19 protein-coding genes and 1 other RNA gene are annotated in these 21,092 nt (G+C 66.1%); 7 read left to right on the forward strand and 13 right to left on the reverse strand.

Translation table 11 applies throughout. The features are described 5' to 3' along the window. Positions 1-8: 8 nt before the first annotated feature. From PSQ39_RS05965 to trxA, 9 genes are all read right to left on the reverse strand, one after another. Positions 9-1,376 (reverse strand): aspartate aminotransferase family protein, encoded by a 1,368-nt coding sequence (locus tag PSQ39_RS05965; protein WP_273925799.1) that lies wholly within the window; start codon positions 1,374-1,376, stop codon positions 9-11. A gap of 28 nt (positions 1,377-1,404) precedes the next feature. Next, entirely contained in the window at positions 1,405-2,349 is a 945-nt protein-coding gene (locus PSQ39_RS05970) for a 2-hydroxyacid dehydrogenase (RefSeq protein ID WP_273925800.1), read from the reverse strand. A 64-nt stretch (positions 2,350-2,413) separates the two neighbouring features. Further along, positions 2,414-4,036: an ABC transporter ATP-binding protein gene (locus PSQ39_RS05975; RefSeq protein ID WP_273926354.1), complete on the reverse strand. Its 1,623-nt coding sequence runs from the start codon at positions 4,034-4,036 to the stop codon at positions 2,414-2,416. 92 nt (positions 4,037-4,128) lie between these two features. Further along, entirely contained in the window at positions 4,129-4,980 is an 852-nt protein-coding gene (locus PSQ39_RS05980) for an ABC transporter permease (RefSeq protein ID WP_273925801.1), read from the reverse strand. A gap of 11 nt (positions 4,981-4,991) precedes the next feature. Next, entirely contained in the window at positions 4,992-5,966 is a 975-nt protein-coding gene (locus PSQ39_RS05985) for an ABC transporter permease (RefSeq protein WP_273925802.1), read from the reverse strand. Positions 5,967-6,065: 99 nt separating this feature from the next. Beyond that, entirely contained in the window at positions 6,066-7,634 is a 1,569-nt protein-coding gene (locus tag PSQ39_RS05990) for an ABC transporter substrate-binding protein (RefSeq protein ID WP_273925803.1), read from the reverse strand. Positions 7,635-7,704: 70 nt separating this feature from the next. Further along, complete coding sequence (locus PSQ39_RS05995; protein ID WP_273925804.1) at positions 7,705-8,475, reverse strand: class II aldolase/adducin family protein; 771 nt, start codon at positions 8,473-8,475, stop codon at positions 7,705-7,707. A 373-nt stretch (positions 8,476-8,848) separates the two neighbouring features. Next, on the reverse strand, positions 8,849-10,111 hold the full coding sequence (rho, locus tag PSQ39_RS06000; protein ID WP_273925805.1) for a transcription termination factor Rho: 1,263 nt from the start codon (positions 10,109-10,111) through the stop codon (positions 8,849-8,851). A 251-nt stretch (positions 10,112-10,362) separates the two neighbouring features. Further along, positions 10,363-10,695: a thioredoxin TrxA gene (trxA, locus tag PSQ39_RS06005; protein WP_273925806.1), complete on the reverse strand. Its 333-nt coding sequence runs from the start codon at positions 10,693-10,695 to the stop codon at positions 10,363-10,365. 270 nt (positions 10,696-10,965) lie between these two features. Between trxA and PSQ39_RS06010 the strand changes: the two genes are divergently transcribed. After that, positions 10,966-12,336 carry a TIGR03862 family flavoprotein gene (locus tag PSQ39_RS06010; protein ID WP_409241997.1) on the forward strand — a complete coding sequence of 457 codons (1,371 nt, stop codon included), beginning with the start codon at positions 10,966-10,968 and terminating at the stop codon, positions 12,334-12,336. Position 12,337: 1 nt separating this feature from the next. Here the strand turns inward: PSQ39_RS06010 and PSQ39_RS21720 are convergent, their stop codons facing one another. Continuing rightward, positions 12,338-12,655 (reverse strand): hypothetical protein, encoded by a 318-nt coding sequence (locus PSQ39_RS21720; protein WP_337961928.1) that lies wholly within the window; start codon positions 12,653-12,655, stop codon positions 12,338-12,340. A 77-nt stretch (positions 12,656-12,732) separates the two neighbouring features. Next, entirely contained in the window at positions 12,733-13,917 is a 1,185-nt protein-coding gene (locus tag PSQ39_RS06020; RefSeq protein ID WP_273925807.1) for a GGDEF domain-containing protein, read from the reverse strand. Positions 13,918-14,096: 179 nt separating this feature from the next. Here PSQ39_RS06020 and PSQ39_RS06025 point away from each other — a divergent pair, with 179 nt between their 5' ends. Beyond that, positions 14,097-15,125: a potassium channel family protein gene (locus PSQ39_RS06025; protein WP_273925808.1), complete on the forward strand. Its 1,029-nt coding sequence runs from the start codon at positions 14,097-14,099 to the stop codon at positions 15,123-15,125. A 120-nt stretch (positions 15,126-15,245) separates the two neighbouring features. Here the strand turns inward: PSQ39_RS06025 and ffs are convergent. Next, positions 15,246-15,342: signal recognition particle sRNA small type (gene ffs / locus PSQ39_RS06030), an RNA gene on the reverse strand. 116 nt (positions 15,343-15,458) lie between these two features. Then, positions 15,459-16,010 carry a cytochrome b gene (locus PSQ39_RS06035; protein WP_273925809.1) on the reverse strand — a complete coding sequence of 184 codons (552 nt, stop codon included), beginning with the start codon at positions 16,008-16,010 and terminating at the stop codon, positions 15,459-15,461. A 114-nt stretch (positions 16,011-16,124) separates the two neighbouring features. Between PSQ39_RS06035 and dnaX the strand changes: the two genes are divergently transcribed. The 5 genes from dnaX to PSQ39_RS06060 all read left to right on the forward strand — a co-directional run bounded on the left by dnaX (position 16,125) and on the right by PSQ39_RS06060 (position 21,089). Next, positions 16,125-18,305: a DNA polymerase III subunit gamma/tau gene (gene dnaX, locus PSQ39_RS06040; RefSeq protein ID WP_273925810.1), complete on the forward strand. Its 2,181-nt coding sequence runs from the start codon at positions 16,125-16,127 to the stop codon at positions 18,303-18,305. A 73-nt stretch (positions 18,306-18,378) separates the two neighbouring features. Beyond that, positions 18,379-18,711 (forward strand): YbaB/EbfC family nucleoid-associated protein, encoded by a 333-nt coding sequence (locus PSQ39_RS06045; RefSeq protein WP_273925811.1) that lies wholly within the window; start codon positions 18,379-18,381, stop codon positions 18,709-18,711. Between the two features lie 42 nt (positions 18,712-18,753). Beyond that, positions 18,754-19,344 carry a recombination mediator RecR gene (gene recR / locus PSQ39_RS06050; RefSeq protein ID WP_273925812.1) on the forward strand — a complete coding sequence of 197 codons (591 nt, stop codon included), beginning with the start codon at positions 18,754-18,756 and terminating at the stop codon, positions 19,342-19,344. Between the two features lie 142 nt (positions 19,345-19,486). Beyond that, the gene (locus tag PSQ39_RS06055; protein ID WP_273925813.1) at positions 19,487-19,909 is read left to right on the forward strand and encodes an MAPEG family protein; all 423 of its coding nucleotides are present in this window, start codon (positions 19,487-19,489) and stop codon (positions 19,907-19,909) included. Between the two features lie 136 nt (positions 19,910-20,045). Next, entirely contained in the window at positions 20,046-21,089 is a 1,044-nt protein-coding gene (locus PSQ39_RS06060; protein WP_273925814.1) for an ABC transporter substrate-binding protein, read from the forward strand. Positions 21,090-21,092: the final 3 nt, after the last annotated feature.

Below are 21,092 nucleotides of genomic sequence, written 5' to 3' on the forward strand. Positions count from 1 at the left end.
GGACCTCCTCAGTGGGCGGGCTGTTGCTCGTACTGGTCGAAGGCGGCACCCAGGCGCTGGAACAGCGTGGCCAGTTCGGCCTCGCTGATGATCAGCGGCGGGCACAGGGCCACGGTGTCACCCATGGCGCGCACGATCAGGCCTTGCGCCTGGGCCAGTGCGGCCAGGCGCGGGCCGGCTTTGAGCTCGGGGGCGTGGGGCTGGCGCGTGGACTTGTCGGCCACCAGTTCCAACGCACCGATCAGGCCGACGCCACGCGACTCGCCCACGCTGGCGCGCTGGCCCAACTGGTGCAGGCCGGTCTGGAAGGCCGGGACCAGGGCGCGCACGCGGTCCAGGATGTGTTCGTCTTCGAAGACCTTGAGCGTCTCCAGCGCGATCGCGCAGGCCACCGGGTGACCCGAGTAGGTGTAGCCATGGCCGAAAGTGCCGATCTTGCCGCTGTTGGCGGCCAGGGCCTCGTGCACTTGCTGCGACACCATCACCGCCGAGATCGGCACATAGCCCGAAGACAAGGCCTTGGCGCAGGTCAGGATGTCGGGCTGCAGGCCGAAGGTGGTGCTGCCGAACAGGTTGCCGGTGCGGCCAAAGCCGCAGATCACCTCGTCGGCCACCAGCAGCACCTCGTACTTGCGCAGCACGGCCTGGACCTTGGCGAAGTAGGTCTCGGGCGGCACGATCACGCCGCCCGCGCCCATCACCGGCTCGGCAAAAAAGGCGGCCACGGTGTCGGGCCCTTCGGCCAGGATGCGTTGCTCCAGCGCGTCCGCCAGGCGGGTGGCAAAGTCGGCCTCGCTCTCGCCGGGCAGGCCATAGCGGTAGTGGTGTGGGCAGTCGACGTGCGAGATGCGGTCGATGGGCAGGTCAAAGTCGCGGTGGTTGGTCGGCAGGCCGCTCAGGCTGGCGCTGGCCACCGTGACGCCGTGGTAGGCGCGCTGGCGCGCCAGGATCTTCTTCTTGCCCGGCTTGCCGATGGCGTTGTGGTAGTACCAGATCATCTTCACCGCGCTGTCGTTGGCCTCGGAGCCCGAGTTGGCGAAGAACACGCGCGCCATGGGCACGGGTGCCACGGCCAGCAGGCGCTCGGCCAGCTCGGCCACGGCGGGATTGGAGCGGTGGTTGAAGGTGTGGTAGTACGGCAGGGTCTGCAAGGCCTTGACGCCGGCCGCCACCAGGCGTGGGTGGCTGAAGCCGAGCGCGCTGCACCACAGGCCGGACATGCCTTCGATGTAGCGGCGCCCTTGCTCGTCCTCGACGTAGATGCCGTCGCCCCGTGTGACCATCAGCGGCCCGACTTCAGGGTGGGTGGCCAGGTTGGTGAAGGGGTGCAGGTGGGCGGCAATATCCTGGCGGGCCAGGGCGGTGGTGGCGGACATGGGGCTTCCTTGGGGTGTGGGCAAAAATTCAGTAACCGCGTTGCAGGTCCACGGCGACCTCGGCCGCCCGGCCGGCGCGGATGCGGGCCAGGTTCTGCGCGGTCTGTTCAGCGATCACGCTGGGGGCGGTGCGGGTGGCGATGTGCGGGGTGATGGTGATGCGCGGCTCCGACCAGAAGGGGTGTTCGGGGGGCAAGGGCTCCTGGCTGAAGGCGTCCAGCGTGGCCGCCCCCAGTTGGCCCGAGGCCAGGGCTGGCAGCAGGTCGGCTTCGACCAGGTGGTCGCCCCGGCCCACATTGATCAGGTGGGCGCCGCGCGGCAACTGGTCGAACAGCGGCTGGCTGAGCACGCCGCGCGTGTCGTCGGTCAGGGGCAGCAGGCAGACCAGGGTGTCGCAGCCGCTCAGGAAGTCCTTGCGCTGCGCCTCGCCATGGAAGGCTTGCAGGCCGGCGGGCAGGTTGGCCTTGGGTGAGCGGCTCCAGCCGCGCACGCTGTAGCCCAAGCCCAGCAAGGCCTGGGCGCAGGCCAGGCCCAGCGTGCCCAGGCCGGCGATGCCCACGCGGTGCTTGCGCGGTGGCTGGATGGGCTGCTCCTGCCAGCGGCCGGCGGCGGCGCTGGCCAGGTAGGCGCCCATGTGGCGCTGCTGGTGGATCACGGCCCAGCACACATAGGCCGTCATGCCCTGGCCCATGTCGGGGTCGATGATGCGGCACACCGGCACGGCGGGCAGGGCCGGGTCGGCGCTGATGTGGTCCACGCCGGCGCCCACCGACTGCACCAGTTGCAGCTTGGGCATCTGGGCCATCAGGCCGTCGGGCGGGTACCAGCAGACCGCCACCTCGATCTCATCGAGCGCGCCCAAGGCGCCCGGAAAGCGCAGCTCGGCCTGCGGGAAGCGCGCGCGGTAGGCCTTCTCGAGGTGGGTCATGGGGATCAGCGTGCTGAGGAAGGCAATGGTGCGTGGATCGGACATGGGCGCGCAGAGAGAACGTCAGTCGGTGGATGGGGCGATCGTATGGGGGGGCTCGGGCCGGGCTTCAGGCCGCCTGGGCCAGCCGGGGCACGGCCTCGATCAGGGTGCGGGTGTAGTCGTGCTGAGGGCGGGTCAGCACCTCGTGGGTGGGGCCGTATTCGACGATGCGGCCGCGCTGCATGACGGCGATGTGGTCGCACATTTCGCCGGCCACGCGCAGGTCGTGGGTGATGAAGACCATGGCCAGCTGGAAGCGCTCGCGCACCTCGGCAAACAGCTTGAGCACCTGGGCCTGCACCGACACATCGAGGGCGGACACGGGCTCGTCGGCCACCAGCAGCTCGGGCTCCATGGCCAGGGCGCGGGCGATGCCGATGCGCTGGCGCTGGCCACCCGAAAATTCGTGCGGAAAGCGGTCCGCCGCCTCTGGCCCCAGGCCCACCAGCTTCAGCAACTCCAGCGCGCGGGCGTAGGCGACTTCGCGCGAAACGCCTTGGGCGATGGGGCCTGCGGCCAATGTGGGGCCGATGCGGTGGCGTGGGTTGAGCGAGGCATAGGGGTCCTGGAAGACCATCTGAATCTTGCCCTGGGCCTGCTGGCGCAGCGCAGCGCCCGACATCAGGTTGCGCCCCTTGAACAGGATGCGGCCGGACTCAAACGGCGCCAGGCCCACGATGCAACGGCCCACCGTGGACTTGCCCGAACCGGACTCGCCCACCAGGCCCAGGGTCTGGCCCCGGCGCAGTTCGAAGCTGACACCGCGCGCGGCGCTCACCTCGCGGCCGCGCTTGAACAGGCTGCCGCCGGTGCGGTAGGTCTTGCACAGGTCCTGCACCTGCAGCACATGCAGGGGGTCGAGTTCGCGCTCGGCCACGCGCGCGGTGCCTTGCGGGATGGCCGCGATCAGCTTGCGCGTGTAGGGGTGTTGCGGCTGCGTCAGCACGGCTTGTGCGGGGCCGGATTCGACCACCACGCCGGTCTGCATCACCACCACCTGGTCGGCGATTTCAGACACCACACCAAAGTCGTGGGTGATGAACAGCACGGCCGTGCCCCGGCGCTGTTGCAGCTCGCGCATGAGCTTGAGGATTTGCGCCTGGGTGGTCACGTCGAGCGCGGTGGTGGGCTCGTCGGCGATCAGCAGGCGCGGCTCCAGCACCAGGGCGCAGGCGATCATCACGCGCTGGCGCTGGCCACCGGAGAGGCGGAAAGGGTAGCTGTCGATCAGCAGCTCGGGCTCGGGCAGGCCCACGTCGGCCAGGGCCGCCAGAATGCGCTGGCGCTTCTCGCTGGCCGAGAGCTGGACGTGGGCATCGAACACCTCGGCGATCTGGTCGCCAATGCGCATCACCGGGTTGAGCGCGGTCATGGGCTCCTGGAACACCATGCCGATGCGCTGGCCGCGCAACTCGCGCAGCTGGTCTTCGTTGAGGCTGAGCAGGTCGACGCCGTCAAACAGGATCTGGCCGGCCACGGGTTCGACCTGGGGGCGCGGCAGCAGGCCCATGATGGCGTTGGCGATCATGGACTTGCCCGAGCCCGACTCCCCCACCACGCACAGGGTCTGGCCCGCTTGCAGGCTGAAGCTGGCGCCTTGCACGGCCAGTGGGCGATCGCCGCCCGAGGGCAGCCGGATGTCGAGGCCGCGCACTTCGAGCACGGGCTGTTGGGGGGCGGCAGTGGTCATGGGCGGAGCGTCCAAAGAGGCGATGTGTGTCGGGGCTGGAGCGGGGTGGGGCAGGGGCTCGTCAGCCAGGCGGGGGGCCAGCACGGCGTTCATCAGCGTCTCCCGTCGAGGCGGGCGTTGAGCCCGTCGTTGAGGCCTTCGCCCACCAGGTTCAGGGCCAGCACGGTCAGCACAATGGCCAGGCCCGGGAACACGGCCATCCACCAGGCCTGGCGCAGCACGGTGCGGGCCGAGCCGACCATGTAGCCCCAGCTCATCTGGTTGGGGTCGCCCAGGCCCAGAAAGCTCAGGCTGGACTCGAGCAAGATGGCGGTGGCCACCATCAGCGACGCCATGACCACGATGGGCGAGGCGGCGTTGGGCAGGATCTGGGTCAGGATGATGCGCGGGGTGCTTTGGCCGGCCAACAAGGCGGCGGCCACGAAGTCACGCTGGCGCAGGGTCAGGAACTCGCCGCGCACCAGGCGCGCCACCGGCGGCCAGGAGACGATGGCGATGGCCACCACGATGGACTGCACCGAGGGCTCGAAGATGGCCACCAGCACAATCGCCAGGGCAAAGCTGGGAATGGCCTGGAACAGTTCGGTGAAGCGCATCAGCGCGGCGTCCACCCAGCGGCCAAAGTAGCCTGCGATGGCGCCGATGGACACGCCAATCAGCAGCGACACCACGGTGGAGACCACGCCGATCAGCATCGAGATGCGCGCGCCGCGCACCACGCCCGAGAGGATGTCTCGGCCCATGGTGTCGGTGCCCATGGGGAAGCCGTTTTCTTGCAGCGGCTGCAAGAAGGGCTGGTCCACCATGTCCCAGGGATCGTGGCTGGCCAGCAGCGGGCCAAAGGCCACCAGCAGGCCGACCAGGCCCAGCACGATGAGGCCGAACACCGCGCCACGGTTGCGGCAGAAGCGGCGCCAGAAAGCGTTTTTGCGAACAGGGCTCATGGAGCGTCTCCTCAGGCCATCTCAATGCGCGGATCGACCAGGGTGTAGACCAGGTCGGTGAGCAGGTTGAACAGCACGGCCATGGCGGCCGTGATCAGGAAGCAGCCCAGCAGCAGGTTGTAGTCACGCTGCAGCAGGGCGTCGAACATCAGTCGGCCAATGCCGGGCCAGGCGAAGACGGTCTCGGTCAGCACGGCGCCGCCAATCATCCCGCCCGCCTGGATGCCGGCCAGCGTGACCACGGGCAGCAAGGCGTTGCGCAGGATGTGGGCGCGCTGGATGCGGCCCGGGCGCACGCCCTTGGCGCGGGCGGTTTTGACGAAGTCCATCTGCGCGACTTCGAGCATGGAGGCGCGCGTCATGCGGGCATAGACCGCCATGTAGAACAGCGCCAGGGTCAGGGCCGGCAAGATCAGGTGCTGGGCCACGTCCCAGGCGTGGGCCAGGCCTTGGTGGGCGGTGCCCACGGTGAAGTAGCCAAAGCCTGGCAGCCAGTCCATTTGCACGGTGAAGACCAGCACCGCCATCATGGCCAGCCAGTACAGCGGTGTGGCGTAGAACACCAGGGCCACCACGGTGATGGCGCTGTCCACCCAGGTGCCCACGCGCCGGCTGGCCATGGCCCCCAGGCCGACGCCAAACAACAGGGACAGGGCAAAGGCGCTGCCGGTCAGCAGCAAGGTGGCGGGCAGGCGGTCCAGGATCAGCTGCAGCACGGGCTGCTGCTGGCGGTACGAAAAGCCCAGGTCACCGCGCACCACATGGCCCAGGTAGCTGCTCAGCTGGGTCGACAGGGGCTGGTCCAGGCCGAACTCCTGGCGCAACTGGGCCACGAACTGGGCGTCGGTGGCGCCAGCCTCACCGGCCAGCACCGACACCGGGTCACCCGGCGCGGCGCGGATCAGCAAGAAGTTGACGGTGGCGATCAGCAGCAGGGCCAGCAGGCCTTGCACGATGCGCGTGAGCATGAACTGAAGTCGTTGCATGGGCTTTTCCGGGGCGGGTCGGTGGAGCGGTCAGGGGCGGCCGCTGGGGCTGGGCCGGCCGGGCGCCCCCAGGGGCACCGGGCGCGGCCGCAGGCGGGCTCAGGTGAGCGAGGCGCGGCTCAGGCTGTCGTTCAAGCCAATGCCCGAGCTGATCGGGTTCTTCACCTTGCTGCGGTACAGGGTGGGGAAATTGATCTCGTGCAGCCAGGCCACGGGCACTTCTTCGAGCAGCAGCTTTTGCACTTCCAGGTAGGCCTTGGCGCGCGATTCGGGGTCGGTGGCGCGGGCGCCCGCGGCAAACAGGGCGTCGACGCGGCTGTTGCTGTAGCCCTCGACGTTGTTGAAAGGCGAGCCCTTGGCGATGTTGCTGCTGGTGTAGTTGCGGGCCACGCCCAGGGCGGGGTCGCCGTACTGGTAGACGTAGGTGAAGGCGATGTCGTAGTCCCACTCGTTGAGGCGCTGGTTCCAGCCGGCCACGTCGGTGCCGGTGAGTTCGATCTTCACGCCGGCCTGAGTCAGGTTCTGGCGCACGATCTCGGCCTGGCGCTGCCAGGACTCGCCATAGGGCAGGGGCAGCAGCTTGAGGGGCTCGCCCTTGTAGCCCGACTCGGCCAACAGTTGCTTGGCTTTTTCGAGGTTGCGCGGGTACTTGGCCACGTCGTCGCTGTAGTACTTGATGTGGCTGTTGAAGGGGCCGGTGGCGGGCTTGGCAAAGCCTTGCCAGGCCACCTTGGCCATGGCCTCGCGGTCGATGGCGAACATCACCGCTTGGCGGAACTTGACGTTGTTCATCGGCGCCTTGCGGTTGTTCAGCCACAGCCAGGAATGCGGCGAGAAGAACTCCCAGCCCTTGGTGGTGACGGTCACGCCCGGCAACTTGGACAGGCGCACCACGTCGAAGAACTCGACCGCGCCCCCCGGCACGATGTCGACCTTGCCCGACTCAAAGGCCGCCGCACGCGAGGCCGCATCGGGGATGACGTGGAAGTACAGGCTGTCCACCAGGGGCTGGTTGGGCGTGTGGTAGGCCTCGTTGGCCACCAACTGGATGTAGGAGCCCTTGACCCATTCCTTGAACTTGAAGGGGCCGGTACCGATGGGGGTGGCGTTGGCCGGGTTGGTGGCGTAGTCCGTGCCCTCGTAAATGTGCTTGGGCACCATGGGCATGGTACCGGTTTCGAACAGGCCCAGGAAGGGACCAAAAGGGTACTTGAGCTTGAACTCCACGGTCAGTGGGTCCAGCGCCTTGATGGTGTCCACCGCCTCCAGGTTGCCGCGCAGGCGGGCGTGCGTCTTGCGCAGGAACACATCCACCGAGAACACCACGTCGGCCGCACTGAAGGGCTTGCCGTCGTGCCATTTGACATTGGGCTTGAGCTTGAAGGTGTAGACCAGGCCGTCCTTGCTCACCGTCCAGGCGGTGGCCAGGGAGGGCATGGGGTTGAGCTTCTCGTCGTAGCGCAGCAGGCCCTCGTAGAGGTTGCCCGCGATCAGCTGGGTGGGGCCGTTCTGCACCATGCCCATCATCAGACCCGGCGGCTCAGGCTGCACCAGGACGTTGATCACGCCGCCTTTTTTGTCCTGTGCGAAGGCGCTCAGGGGGACGCCTGCAATGCTCAGGCCCAGGCTGCTGGCAGCACCCAGTTGAATCAGTTCACGACGCTTCATGGCAAGGTTTCCTTTGAGGTAGTGGGGTGGGGGACAGGAATGACTGGCAAGAACGGGGCCCGATGGGGCCTCAGTCGCGGAAGCTGCTCGGGGCCGGGCGCTCCAGGTGCTTGAGCAAGCCACGCCATTCGCGCAGATTGGGTTCGGGCGTGTCGGGCAAGCGGTTGCTGTCGCCGCTCTCGTACTGGCGCGCCGTGCGCTCGCAGACCTCGTGCGAGACCGGGCGCACCGCCTGGCCGCTGGCCTGGATGGCCAGTTGCACGCGGCAGGCGCGGTCCAGGTTGATCATCAGGATCAGGGCCTGGGCCACGGTGGGCGCCAGCGTCATGAGGCCGTGGTTGCGCAGGATCATGGCGCGGGCGCTTGGGCCCAGGTCGGCGATCAGGCGGTCGCGCTCGTCCAGGTCCAGAGCGATGCCCTCGAACTCGTGGTAGACGACGCGGTTGTAGAACTGCAGCGCCCACTGGTTGCAGGGCTGCAAGCCGCAGTCCAGCGAAGACACCGCCACCCCCGCCACGGTGTGTGTGTGCACCACGCAGCCCGCGTCATGGCGGGCCGAATGCACCGCGCTGTGGATGGTGAAGCCCGCGGGGTTCACGTCATGGGGGCTGGGCTCGAGGATGCGGCCCGCCAGGTCGATCTTGACCAGGGACGAGGCCGTGATGTCCTTGAACAGCACGCCGTAGGGGTTGATCAGGAACTGGCCCTCGGTGTCGGGCACGCGGGCCGAGATGTGGGTGTAGATGCTGTCGTCGAGGCCAAAGTGGGCAATCAGCCGGTAGGCCGCGGCCAGGTCTTCACGCACCTGTTGCTCGCTGGGAGAGGGGGTCTTCGAAGTCATGGGCCGGTCCTTCTTGAGGGGCAAGCGGGCGTTGGGCGGTAGCAAAAAACGCCTCGCTTTGGGTTGATCTTCGACAGTCATCTGTCGACAGTTATCAACTTAGCAGGTTCTGGGCCAGCTTGTGAAGGGGTGAAACACCCGGTGCCCGGGCTCTTGGGGGGCTGGTTTCGGCTTGGTTTCGGAGCGACTTTGGTGCTTGGGTCGCTGGCTTCGGTGCGTGCAGAGTGCTTTTGGTGCACCCGGAGGCCGGAGCCACCCTCCGCGCGGTGCGGCCTCGGTCAGCGCCCGACGGCCAAAAAAAATCCCGCAGGCCAGGGCGGCGTGCGGGATGGGCAGCGCGCCCAGGGTGGGGCGCTGAGGGGGCGAGGGGCGGTCAGCCGCCGCGTCGCATCATGTCGAAGAAGTCGACATTGGTCTTGGTGGCCTTCATGTTCTTGATCATGAGTTCCATCGACTCGATCTCGTCCATGTTGTACATGAACTGGCGCAGGATGCGGGTCTTTTGCAGGATCTCGGGCGGCAGCAGCAGTTCTTCGCGGCGGGTGCCGCTCTTGTTGAGCTCGATGGCCGGAAACACGCGCTTTTCGTACAGGCGGCGGCTCAGGTGGATTTCGCAGTTGCCGGTGCCCTTGAATTCTTCAAAGATCACTTCGTCCATGCGGCTGCCGGTGTCGACCAGGGCGGTGGCGATGATGGTCAGCGAGCCACCTTCTTCGACCTTGCGGGCCGCGCCAAAGAAGCGCTTGGGGCGTTGCAGGGCGTTGGAGTCGACACCACCGGACAGCACTTTGCCCGAAGACGGCACGACGTTGTTGTAGGCGCGGGCCAGGCGGGTGATGGAGTCCAGCAGGATCACCACGTCTTTTTTCAGCTCAACCAGGCGCTTGGCGCGCTCGATCACCATTTCGGCCACGTGCACGTGGCGGGCGGCCGGCTCGTCGAAGGTGGAGGCGATGATTTCGCCCTTCACCGAGCGCTGCATTTCCGTCACTTCTTCAGGGCGCTCGTCCACCAGCAGCACCATCAGGTGCACGTCGGGGTTGTTGGCGGTGATGGCGTGGGCGATGTGCTGCATCATCACCGTCTTGCCGCTCTTGGGCGGCGCCACGATCAGGGCGCGCTGGCCACGACCGATGGGCGAGATGATGTCGATGATGCGGCCGGTGATGTTTTCTTCGCTCTTGATCTCGCGCTCAAGCTTCATCTGCTCCTTGGGGAACAGCGGGGTCAAGTTCTCGAACATGACCTTGTGCTTGTTTTGCTCCGGTGGGCCACCGTTGACGGCGTCGAGCTTGGTCAGGGCAAAGTAGCGCTCGCCATCCTTGGGCGTGCGCACTTCACCTTCGATCATGTCGCCGGTGTGCAGGTTGAAGCGGCGCACCTGGCTGGGCGAGATGTAGATGTCGTCCGTGCTGGCCGTGTAGCTGCTGTCGGGGCTGCGCAGAAAGCCGAAGCCGTCGGGCAGGATTTCCAGCACGCCGTCCGCGAAAACCTGTTCGCCCGCTTTGGCCCGCTTCTTGATGATCGCAAACATCAACTCCTGCTTGCGCATGCGACCGGTGTTTTCGATCTCAAGCTCTTCGGCTTGCTTCAACACTTCAGACACGTGGAGTGCCTTGAGTTCATTCAAATGCATGGAGGGTCCTGCATGGACTGACCCGGAAGGGGGTCGCCCAAAAATGCCTTGCGGGCTGAAAAATTCGGGGGAGGTTTGGGGGGAGGCGAGAGAGGCCTCGCAAACCGTTAACTCGAGCCGGGAAGTTGTCTGCTGCCCAGTGAATTCGGCTGATTATGACAGGAAAATTTGGCGACCCGTTTCAGCAGGGCGGGTCGCCATCAGGTGGGTCGCTGGCGTGCTTGCCAAGGACCCGGACGGTCAAGCGGCCATCAGGCCAGTTGCTGGTCGATGAAGGCGGTCAGCGCGGCCTTGTTCAGGGCACCCACCTTGGTGGCGGCCAGCTCGCCGTTCTTGAACAACATCAGCGTGGGGATGCCACGGATGCCGAACTTGGCAGGGATGTCGCGGTTCTCGTCCACGTTCATCTTGGCGATTTGCAGCTTGCCGTCGTAGCTGGCGGCCACTTCGTCCAGGATGGGGGCGATCATCTTGCAGGGGCCGCACCATTCAGCCCAGTAGTCGACCAGCACGGGCTTGTCGGCTTTCAGGACATCGGCTTCGAAAGAGGCGTCGGAAATGTGTTTGATCAGGTCGCTGGCCATGGTGCTGTTTCCTTGGAATGAAACGGTTGAGTTTGCTTGTTGTTGCAGCTGAATTGGCGGCATTGTGACAGAAACCAAGAGTCCGCACGGACGCCGGCTTGACTATGGCGGGCATAGCCAAAAGCCATGCTGGCCGGGGCTGTCGGCTGGGCCCTGGCCTGGTTGGCGGGGTTTTGACCCCGCTGCCCTGCGCCGTCCCCCATACTCGGCGTTTGGGCTGAGGCAGGTCGACCTGCCAAGTCCTTGTATTTTGTTGTTTGAATTTGAGCCATGACCGAGTCTTTTTCCTCTTCTATTTCGTCCCCAACCGCTTTGGCGGATGCTGCCGCGAGTCCCGTGGTGGTGGTGGGTGGGGGCCCTGCCGGCCTGATGGCGGCCCAGGTCTTGGCCAAAGCCGGCGTGGCGGTGCATTTGTACGACGCCATGCCCTCGGTAGGGCGCAAGTTTTTGTTGGCCGGCAAAGGGGGCTTGAACCTGACCCACTCGGAGCCGCATGAGCCCTTTGTCAGCCGCTATGCCGAGCGTGCCGACACGCTGGCCCCGTGGCTGGAGGCTTTTGGCGGGCCGGCGGTGCGCGATTGGGCCGCAGGCTTGGGCGTGAGCACCTTTGTGGGCAGCTCCGGGCGGGTGTTTCCCTCCGACATGAAGGCTGCGCCCTTGCTGCGTGCCTGGTTGCATCAACTGCGCCAGCAAGGGGTGCAATTCCACATGCGCCACCGCTGGCTGGGTTGGGATGAAACGGGTGCCTTGTTGTTCCAGGCTCCGGCGGGCCGTGTGGCCGTGCCGGCGCGCGCGGTCTTGCTGGCTTTGGGCGGCGGCAGTTGGGCCCGCCTGGGCTCGGATGGGGCCTGGTGGCCTTTGCTTGACCAGCGCGGTGTTCCCCTGGCGCCGCTGCGGCCCTCCAACGGCGGTTTTGAAGTGGCGGCCTCCAACCGCGCGGTGTCGGCGCCTTCTGCTGGGGCCGACGCAGCTTCTGCGGCCCCGGCCTTGACGGGGTGGACGCCCTTTTTCAGCGAGCGTTTTGCCGGTCAGCCCTTCAAGTCGGTGGCCTTGCGCTTTGCGGGGGCAGACGGCTCGGTGTTCGAGCGCCGGGGGGAGTTTGTGGCCACGCGCTTGGGGGTGGAGGGCAGTTTGGTTTACGCCGTGTCAGCCCGCTTGCGCGATGCCATTGAGCGAGATGGAAAAGCGACCTTTCACCTCGATCTCTTGCCCGACCATTCTGCCGAGCGCGTGCTGTCAGAGGTGCGCCACCCTCGGGGCTCGCGCTCCCTGTCCAGCCACCTCAAGGGGCGTTTGGGCCTGGAGGGCATCAAGATGGCGGTCCTCAACGAGCTGCTGAGCCGCGAGGCCTTGGCCGATCCTGCCACGCTGGCCGCTGCGATCAAGGCCTTGCCCATCACCGTGGTGGCGACCCGGCCCTTGGACGAGGCCATCAGCAGTGCGGGCGGCGTGCGCTTCGAGGGCCTGGACCCGCAACTCATGCTGCGCCAGTGTCCGGGTGTGTTCTGCGCCGGCGAGATGCTGGATTGGGAAGCCCCGACTGGGGGCTATCTGCTCACCGCCAGCTTGGCCACGGGGCGCCAGGCGGCCTTGGGGCTGATGCATTGGTTGGGCCAGGGCGAGGCGCCGAGCCAGGCTTGATTCAGCGCCAGCCGCGGTGCCAGCCGTGTTGGTGGTGGTGCCAGCCCCAGCCGTGGCGAGGGTTGGCGACCCACACCCAGCCCACGCCGGGGCTGGCATAGCTGGGGGCCACGTACACCGGTGCGGGCGCCGGGGCGGCGTAGACCGGGCCCGGGCTGACCACCACTTGGCGCTGCGGCAGCGGTGCCACCACGCAGCCACTCAGGCCCCAAAGGCTGGCGCTCGCCAGCAGTACGGCGCACAGCGCACGGTGTCCTGTGCGCTGGCGGCCTGCGGCTGGGTGTGAGGCGATGGGAGAAGCGCTGATGGGCGTGTTCATGGGGAGCACCGATGGGGTTATGGTCATCATGACAACGCCATGCATCCGTTTCGGTTGACCGAATGTCGCCTCACCGGTCACACGACTCGGTTGCGGCCCTGGTGCTTGGCCTGGTAAAGGGCTTGGTCGGCGCTCTGGTAGAGGCTGTCGAAATCGGCGTTCTTGTCCTGTGCGCCGGCGGCCGACAGGCCGATGCTGGCCGTGATGTGGATCACCTCGTTTTGCACACGAACGGGGCTCTGCTCCAGGCGTTGGCGAAGTTTCTCGGCCAGCTTGCGGCCTGCCTCGGCTTGGGTGGCGGGCAGCAGAACAATGAACTCTTCGCCGCCCAGTCGTCCCACCAAATCGGTGCTGCGCACCGTGCCCATGCACAGGGCGGCGACGTGGCGCAGCACCGCATCGCCAGCGGGATGTCCCCAGTTGTCGTTCACGCGCTTGAAGTGGTCCAGGTCCAGGACCAGCAAGGTGGTGGCCGTGCCTTGGCGGCGGGCCCGCGCCAGTTCACCTCGGGTCAGGTCGACAAAGGTGACGCGGTTGAGCAAACCGGTGAGCCCATCCACGCGGGTCAGGCGCTCCAGTTCCCGCTGCTTGATTTGCAATTCGCTGTTGGCCTTCTCAAGCTCCGCCTGTTGCAAGTTCAGCAAGGTGAACTTGCGCCACAGCATCACGCTCAAGGTCCAGGCCAGGGCGCAGCCGGCCAAGCCATTGAGGCGGTTGGACAACAAGGCTTCGCTCTGGGTTTGGGCTTGCCCCATGGCACCGAAGAAAACCACGGCCGTGACCCCAAACAACAGGGCGGCGGTGACCGGGCGCTGGTGAAACGCCAGTGCGCTCACCATGCAGCCGAGCAAAAAGGGGGTGATGCTGGGGGTGACCAGTTGGTCGATGCAAGCCAGTCCGATGCTGAAACCCAAAGCCAAGGCGTTGGCCGTGGTGGGCAGCCAGCGGCCCACCCAGCGTCGGCTGTCGTGGCGCCAGTGTTGCGCTGCCAGGGCGCAACCCGTCATCAAGATGCCCATGCCCAGGTGCGCCAGCAGCAGTTGAAGCTGCCAGCTTTGTGCCACCTCGGGCAGGTCGACCAGCAGCAAGCGCATGCCCAAGACCAGGACCATGAAGGCGTTGAGGCCCGCCATCACCGGCGCCAGCAGCCGCAGGCGCTGGAGGTTGATGTCACCGGCGGTCCCTGCGACCCGTTGGTGCTCGTTGAGCCAGCGCTGGTGTTGCAGCCGCAGCCTGTGCCATTCGCGCTGAAGAGGGTGCATGAAGAGTGGTGTTGGAGCGAATCAACTGCCCCAGGTCAATAACTGGCAGAACTGAAACTTTAACGTCTTTTTGTAACGATAGTCGGGTTCTCGCGCGTCCGTGCCAAAGTGCTAGGTTTTCAAGTGGGCGCCAGCCGCGCTGGATACAATTTCTTCCCATTGGTCAGCCCCCTTCACGCGTGAAAAACCTCCTTCAGAACCGGCATTTTTCAGGCTTGATGCGAGGGGCCGGGGTGCTTGTGGTGATCCAAGCCATCGGCACGGTGGGTTACCACTACATCGGCCGGCCCACGGCGACCTGGATCGACAGCTTCTACATGACCTTCATCACCATCGCCACCATTGGCTATGGTGAGACGGTGGACCTGACCTACCACCCCCTGGGGCGCTTGTTCACGGTGGGGATCGCGGTGATCGGGATTGGCACCATGAGCTACCTGTTCTCCACCCTGGTGGCCTTGCTGGTGGACTATGACCTCAATGCAGCCTTCAGGAGACGGCGGATGGACAAGGAAATTGCCGGTTTATCGGGCCACTACATTGTGTGCGGTATCGGCCGTGTGGGCTCCAATGTGGCCCATGAGTTGACCCTGACGCGGCGTCCTTTTGTGGTGATCGAGCCCGACCGGGAGGCCCTGGACCGTTGGCTGGAGCACCACCCCGAGGCCTTGTTTTTGCATGACGATGCCGCCGACGACGAGGCCTTGCAGCGCGCCGGCGTGGCGCGTGCCGCGGGGGTGTTCGCCGTCACGGGGGAGGACAGCCACAACCTCATGATCTCCTTGTCGGTCAAGCTGATCCAGCCCAGTGCCCGGGTGGTGGTGCGCTTGCATGACATCCGCAATGAGAAAAAAGCGCGCCGGGCAGGGGCCGATGAGATCGTGTCGCCCGACTTCACCGGGGGCGTGCACATCGCGTCGGCGATGCTGCGTCCGCAGGTGGTGAACTTCATGGAGCAGATGATGCACAGCGAAGAAGCCATGCGCGTGGAGGAGGTCACCTTACCCGCTGGCATGGCTCCCACCAGCCTCGGGCAGTTGTTGCCGCGCTCGCGAGACCATGTGCTGTTGGCGGTGCACGAGGGAGGCCGTTGGGTGTTCAACCCGGACGAATCGCACACCGTGGTGTCCGGGGTGACCCTGGTGCTGATGGTCAGCCCCCATGGTCGGGCGGCGGTGGAGTCGCGTTTGAGCGCTCTGGCTGCCTGAGCAATGGGGAGGAGGGGGCTGGCGCTCTGGAGCAGAGCGTTGCGTGTGAGTGCTGCAAACCGTCGTCACGAGCCGGTAAGCCGACTCAAGTGCGGATCACCCAACGATTTGAAAGAAGAAGTTGACGAGCCTTACCCCCGGCACTGGCTCCACAGTTAGGGCTGCTTGGTTCCCCACCTGACCCGGTTGGCCGCTTCACCATGCGGGGAGGCCCGTCAGCTCGGAGTATATGCGATGCCAGGGGCCTGTTTGGGCAGTGCGGTGCAATTGGTGGCGCGGCGTGGGTTGCGCCGGCGGGCTTGGCTGGCTGCGCTCTCACTGCCACGCACCGTGTCAATGGATGCCCGGCAACATGCGGCGCAGGGTGTTGTCGCGTTGCACAAAGTGGTGCACCAGGGCGGCTGCGGTATGCAGGCCGACCAGCCAAAAGCCCAGGGTGGCGCCCGCTTCGTGCCAGTCCATCAGGGTGTCGGCCAGGGCCTTGTCAGGGGCGAGCAGCAGTGGCGGCGTCCAGCCGCCCCACAGCGTTGGCGCCTTGCCCGAGGCGCTCAGCGCCATCCAGCCCAGCAGGGGCAAGGCGATCATCAGCAGGTACAAGCCGGCTTGTACGGTGTGGGACAGGTTGGCTTGCCAGCGCTTCAACGGCGGCGCGACGGCGGGGCTCTTGGGGCCCGCCCAGCGCAACAGCAGGCGCAACCAGACCAAGGCGAAGACCGCCAGGCCCAGCGTGAAGTGCCAATTTTTGAGCAGCGCACGGGTTGGATCGCCTTTGGGCCAGAGTTCATGCAGTTCGATGCACAGCACCACGGCGATCAACAGCAAGGCCATCAGCCAGTGCAGCCAAAGGGTGGGTGGCGCAAAGCGCCTCAAGTGGGGGGTGGTCATGGCATCGATTCCAGGGCAGTGAAAAGGGACATCCTGCGCCTGCTGGATGAATCAATTCTGAAGCGCGGCCAGCGACTGACGGTGGTACCCCAGCCGGGCACATAGAATCGCGGGATGTCTTATCTCGTGCTCGCCCGAAAGTACCGCCCCCGCAATTTCACTGAAATGGTGGGGCAGGAGCACGTCGTGCAAGCCCTGGGCAACGCCTTGCAGACCCAGCGCCTGCACCATGCCTACCTGTTCACCGGGACGCGAGGGGTGGGCAAGACCACGGTTTCCCGCATCCTGGCCAAGTCGCTCAACTGCGTGGGCGTGGATGGCCAGGGCGGCATCACCAGCAGCCCCTGTGGCGTGTGCCAGGCCTGCAAGGACATCGACAGCGGTCGTTTTGTCGACTACACCGAGTTGGATGCCGCCTCCAACCGGGGCGTGGATGAGGTCCAGTCCCTGCTGGAGCAAGCGGTTTACAAACCTGTGCAAGGGCGCTTCAAGGTCTTCATGATCGATGAGGTGCACATGCTCACCAACACGGCTTTCAACGCGATGTTGAAGACCTTGGAAGAGCCGCCCGAGTACCTCAAGTTCGTGCTGGCCACGACCGACCCGCAGAAGGTGCCGGTCACCGTGCTGTCACGCTGCTTGCAGTTCAACCTGCGTCCCATGGCCCCCGAGACCGTGCTGGAGCACCTGACCCAGGTGTTGGCCAAAGAGTCTGTGCCGGCCGAAGAGGGCGCCTTGCGCCTGCTCTCGCGCGCGGCGCGCGGCTCGATGCGCGACGCCTTGTCCTTGACCGACCAGGCCATCGCCTTTGGCAGCGGCCAGTTGCAGGAAGCCGGCGTGCGCCAGATGCTGGGCAGCGTGGACCGCAGCCATGTGTTCCGCCTGATTGCTGCCTTGGCCGCCAGCGACGGCCGGGTGGTGGTGGAGACCGCCGACACCTTGCGTCTGAATGGCTTGTCCGCCGCGTCCACGCTGGAGGAGATGACTGCCGTGTTGCAGCGCATGGCCGTGTTCCAAGCGGTGCCCCAGATGGCCGCTGCAGTGGATCCCAGTGACGCCGAAGTGGTCGAAATGGCCCGCTTGGCCGGCTTGATGCCGCCCGACGAAACCCAGTTGCTCTACAGCATGTGCCTGCATGGCCGTGCCGAGCTGGGCTTGGCGCCGGACGAATACGCCGCTTTGACCATGGTGTTGCTGCGCTTGCTGGCGTTCAAGACCGCGCACGGAGGCCCCAAAGGCGCCTCTGTGTTGACGGCGCCTGCGGGCTTGGCTGAAAAAAAAACTCTGAATCCTGAGCCGGCGCCGGTTCAACGCCCGTCGGCTGTCCCCGCAGCGGCCCCCGTGGTGCCGCGCGTGGAGCCCACGCTGCCGACTCAGGTCGCGTCGGCTCCCGAGCCTGCGCCTCATCAGGCGGTGGCACCCGCCCCGGTAGCCGCCGCCCCGGTAGCCGCCGCTCCGGTGCCGGTGCCTGCACCAGAGCCGACGCCCGCAGCGCTCACCCCCCAGCCTGGCTCAGCGCCCCGGCCTGCGGCCCCCTCAGGCCCTGGTCCTGCGCCCAATCCCGTGCCTGTTCCCGCTGCGGCGCTTGCCCCCGAGGCGGACGATGACCGCTGGGGCGATGTGCTGCCCGAGGCCGCGCCGGAGGTGGACGAAGACGATGGCCCTCCGGACTGGGCCCAAGAATGGCCCGACGACGGCTCGGTGGTGTCCGCGCCGGTGGCTGTGCCAGGTCGGGCCTTGCCGGTGCGCGATCCCCAGTCCCCCGCGCCCCTGGCGGGCGCTGAACGCGCCGGGGCTGAAGCCCCCCAATTGCTGGCCGTGCCCGTGCGGGTGCAGCCCGAGCCAGGTGAGCGCACGGCCCAGCGTTACGACGTCCATGCCGCCTCGCGCATCGACCCCAACTTCACTGACACCGAGGACGGCCGCTTTTGGCACGAGGTGGTGCAGCGCCTGGCGGCGGCCGAGGCCATCACCGCCCTGGTGCGTGAGCTGGCGCTTCAGTCGCAACTGGTGAACCGGGGCGGCGACGTGTGGACGCTGCGCGTGGAGCGCGATTCCTTGAACCAACCCAACAGCCGTGAACGCTTGCGTCAGGCCTTGCAGCAAGCGGGGCTGGCCCAACAGATCACGGTGGAGATCGGCTCGGTCACTGACAGCCCGGCGCGGCGCAACGCGGCGGCGGCCGCAGCGCGGCAGAAGCTGGCTGAGGACGTGATCTTGTCTGACCCCTTTGTGCAGTCCGTCATGCGGGACTTTGGCGCGAAAATCGTGCCTGGCAGCCTCAAGCCGGCCTGAGCATCTTCTGCTCGGCCAGCGGCTTCAAATCCATTCAACCTTTTTCTCATCCATTCCAAGAAAGACCCCCAACATGTTCAACAAGGGACAACTCGCCGGCCTCATGAAGCAAGCCCAGGCCATGCAAGACAACCTCAAGAAGGCGCAAGAAGAGCTGGCGCACATCGAGGTCGAAGGTGAATCGGGTGCCGGCCTGGTCAAGGTGCTGATGACTTGCAAGCACGATGTCAAGCGCGTCACCATCGACCCCAGTCTGCTGGCCGACGACAAGGACATGCTCGAAGACTTGGTCGCTGCCGCGTTCAACGCCGCGGTGCGCAAGGCCGAAGAAACGTCCGAACAGAAGATGGGCAAGCTCACCGCGGGCATGCCAGGTCTGCCGGGCGGCATGAAGTTCCCCTTCTGAAGCCCTTGAGCCTTCGGGCCGGGCGCCAGGGAGGCGCCGCCAATGTCTGACACCCACTCGCTGGACGCGCTGATTGCGGCCTTGCGCCGTTTGCCTGGCGTGGGGCAGAAATCGGCGTCGCGCATGGCTTATCACCTGCTGCAAAACGACCGCGAAGGCGCTCAGTTGCTGTCGCGCGCCTTGCATGAGGCCAGCGCCAGCATGCGCCACTGCGAGCGCTGCCACACCTTCACGCAGCAGGCGGTGTGTGCCACCTGCCTGGACCCCAGCCGCGACCTGAGCCGCCTGTGCGTGGTCGAGACGCCTGCCGACCAGGCAGCGCTGGAGCGCACCGCGGCCTACAAAGGCCTGTACTTCGTGCTGTTGGGCCGCATCAGCCCGCTGGACGGCATTGGCCCCCAGGACATCGGCATTGATTTGCTGTTCAAACGGGCCTGTGATGGCGTGGTCCAGGAGGTCATCCTGGCCACCAACTTCACAGCCGAAGGCGAGGCCACGGCCCATGTGGTCAGCGAAGGCCTGAAGTCGCGCGGGCTCAAGGTCACGCGCCTGGCCCGTGGCGTGCCCGTGGGCAGTGAGTTGGAGTACGTGGACCTGGGCACCATTGCCCATGCCCTGGCCGACCGGCGCTGAGGCAACAGCGGCCGTGGGGCTGCTGCACTCATGATGTAATAGCGACCCCGGCTTCAGGGGCCGCCACTGCATGGCGTGACCCGAGCTGCCTGTTTCGTCTCTTGTCCAATCGCCGTGTTCCCGCCGGGAACGGTTCACCCCCATGAACACCCTGCATTTCGCTCGTTTCACCGTCGCCTATTGGTGCGTGCTGGTGGCCGCCTTGTTGCCCATTGTGTGTGCCGGCATCGCCAAGTACGGCATGTTCAACAAGTCGCGCCGAGATGGGGGTTATGACAACCACCACCCCCGCCAATGGTTGGCCCGCCAGACCGATTGGCGTGCACGGGCCAACGCGGCCCAGGCCAATGGTTTTGAAGGCTTGCCCTTCTTCATCGGGGCGGTGGTGATCGCGCACCAGTTGGGCGCGGCACAAACCTTGCTGGACATCCTGGCCTTTGTTTATGTGTTGCTGCGCCTGCTCTACATCCTGATGTACGTCGGTGGCTTGCCGACCGCGCGCAGCGCCGTTTGGGTGGCCGGCTTGTTGGTGAACATCGCCATCTTGCTGGCGGGCTACCGCTGACGGGCTCACCACCCGCACCAAGCTTGGGCCTTCTGGGCATGGCCTCTTGGGCCTGTGCGCTGATCGCAGTCAGCGCCGGCCGTTGTATGAATTTCATGAGCCCTTGCGTTTCCCACGCAGACAGGATTTTTGTCGGATGAACCCCTTTGTGCTGAACCGGCGCACCTGGCTCGGTGCCACCTTGGCTGCCGCCACTGTGGCGGCGCCTTTGGTGCGCGCCCAGCCCCGGCTGGAGCCAAGTGCGGTCTCGATCGCGGTGGGGGGTAAAGCTGCGTTTTACTACCTGCCGCTGACCATTGCCGAGGCACTGGGCTTCTTCAGGGCTGAAGGGCTGGACGTGGAGATTCGCGACTTTGCGGGCGGGGCCCGCGCCCTGCAGGCGGTGCTCAACGGGCCTTGCGATGTCTGTGCAGGTGCTTTTGAGCACACCATCACCTGGCAGGCGCGTCAGCAAGCGCTCAAGGCCTTTGTGCTGATGGGGCGCGCGCCGCAGGTGGTGGTGGGCGTGTCCCACAAGACCATGCCGCATTACAAGAGCATGGCCGACTTGCGCGGGCGAAAAATTGGTGTGTCTGCACCAGGCTCTTCCACCAACACCGTGGTCAATGTCTTGTTGGCGCGCGCGGGGTTGCGGCCTGCGGAGGTGTCGTTTCAAGGCGTCGGGGTGCAGGCCGGGGCTTTGGCCGCGCTGCGCTCTGGCAGTGTGGATGTGATCAGCAACGTGGACCCAGTGATCACCCAGCTGGAGCAAAAGGGCGAAATCCGCGTGATTGCCGACACCCGTACCCTCAAAGGCGCAGACGATGTTTTTGACGGGCTGATGCCCGCGGCCAGCCTGTATGCCCCCAGCGACTTCGTCAAGCGCCATCCCCGCACCGTACAGGCCCTGACGAATGCGATCGTGCATGCGCTCAAGTGGCTGCAGACGGCAGGGCCTTCGGACCTGTTGCAGACCGTGCCGGAGAGCTATCTTTTGGGTGACCGGGCCCTTTACTTGGCCGCTTTTGGCAAGGTGCGTGAGGCCATCTCGCTCGATGGCCTGATTCCTGAAGAAGGGCCGCGCACGGCCTGGCGCGCCCTGGCCAGCTTTGACCCTGCGCTGCAAGGCCAGCGCATGGACGTGAGCAAGGTCTACACCAATGAATTCGCGCGCCGCGCTAAGGACCGCTTCAAGGCCTGAGTC

Source organism: Curvibacter microcysteis (genome assembly GCF_028649455.1).
Taxonomy (GTDB): domain Bacteria; phylum Pseudomonadota; class Gammaproteobacteria; order Burkholderiales; family Burkholderiaceae_C; genus Curvibacter; species Curvibacter microcysteis.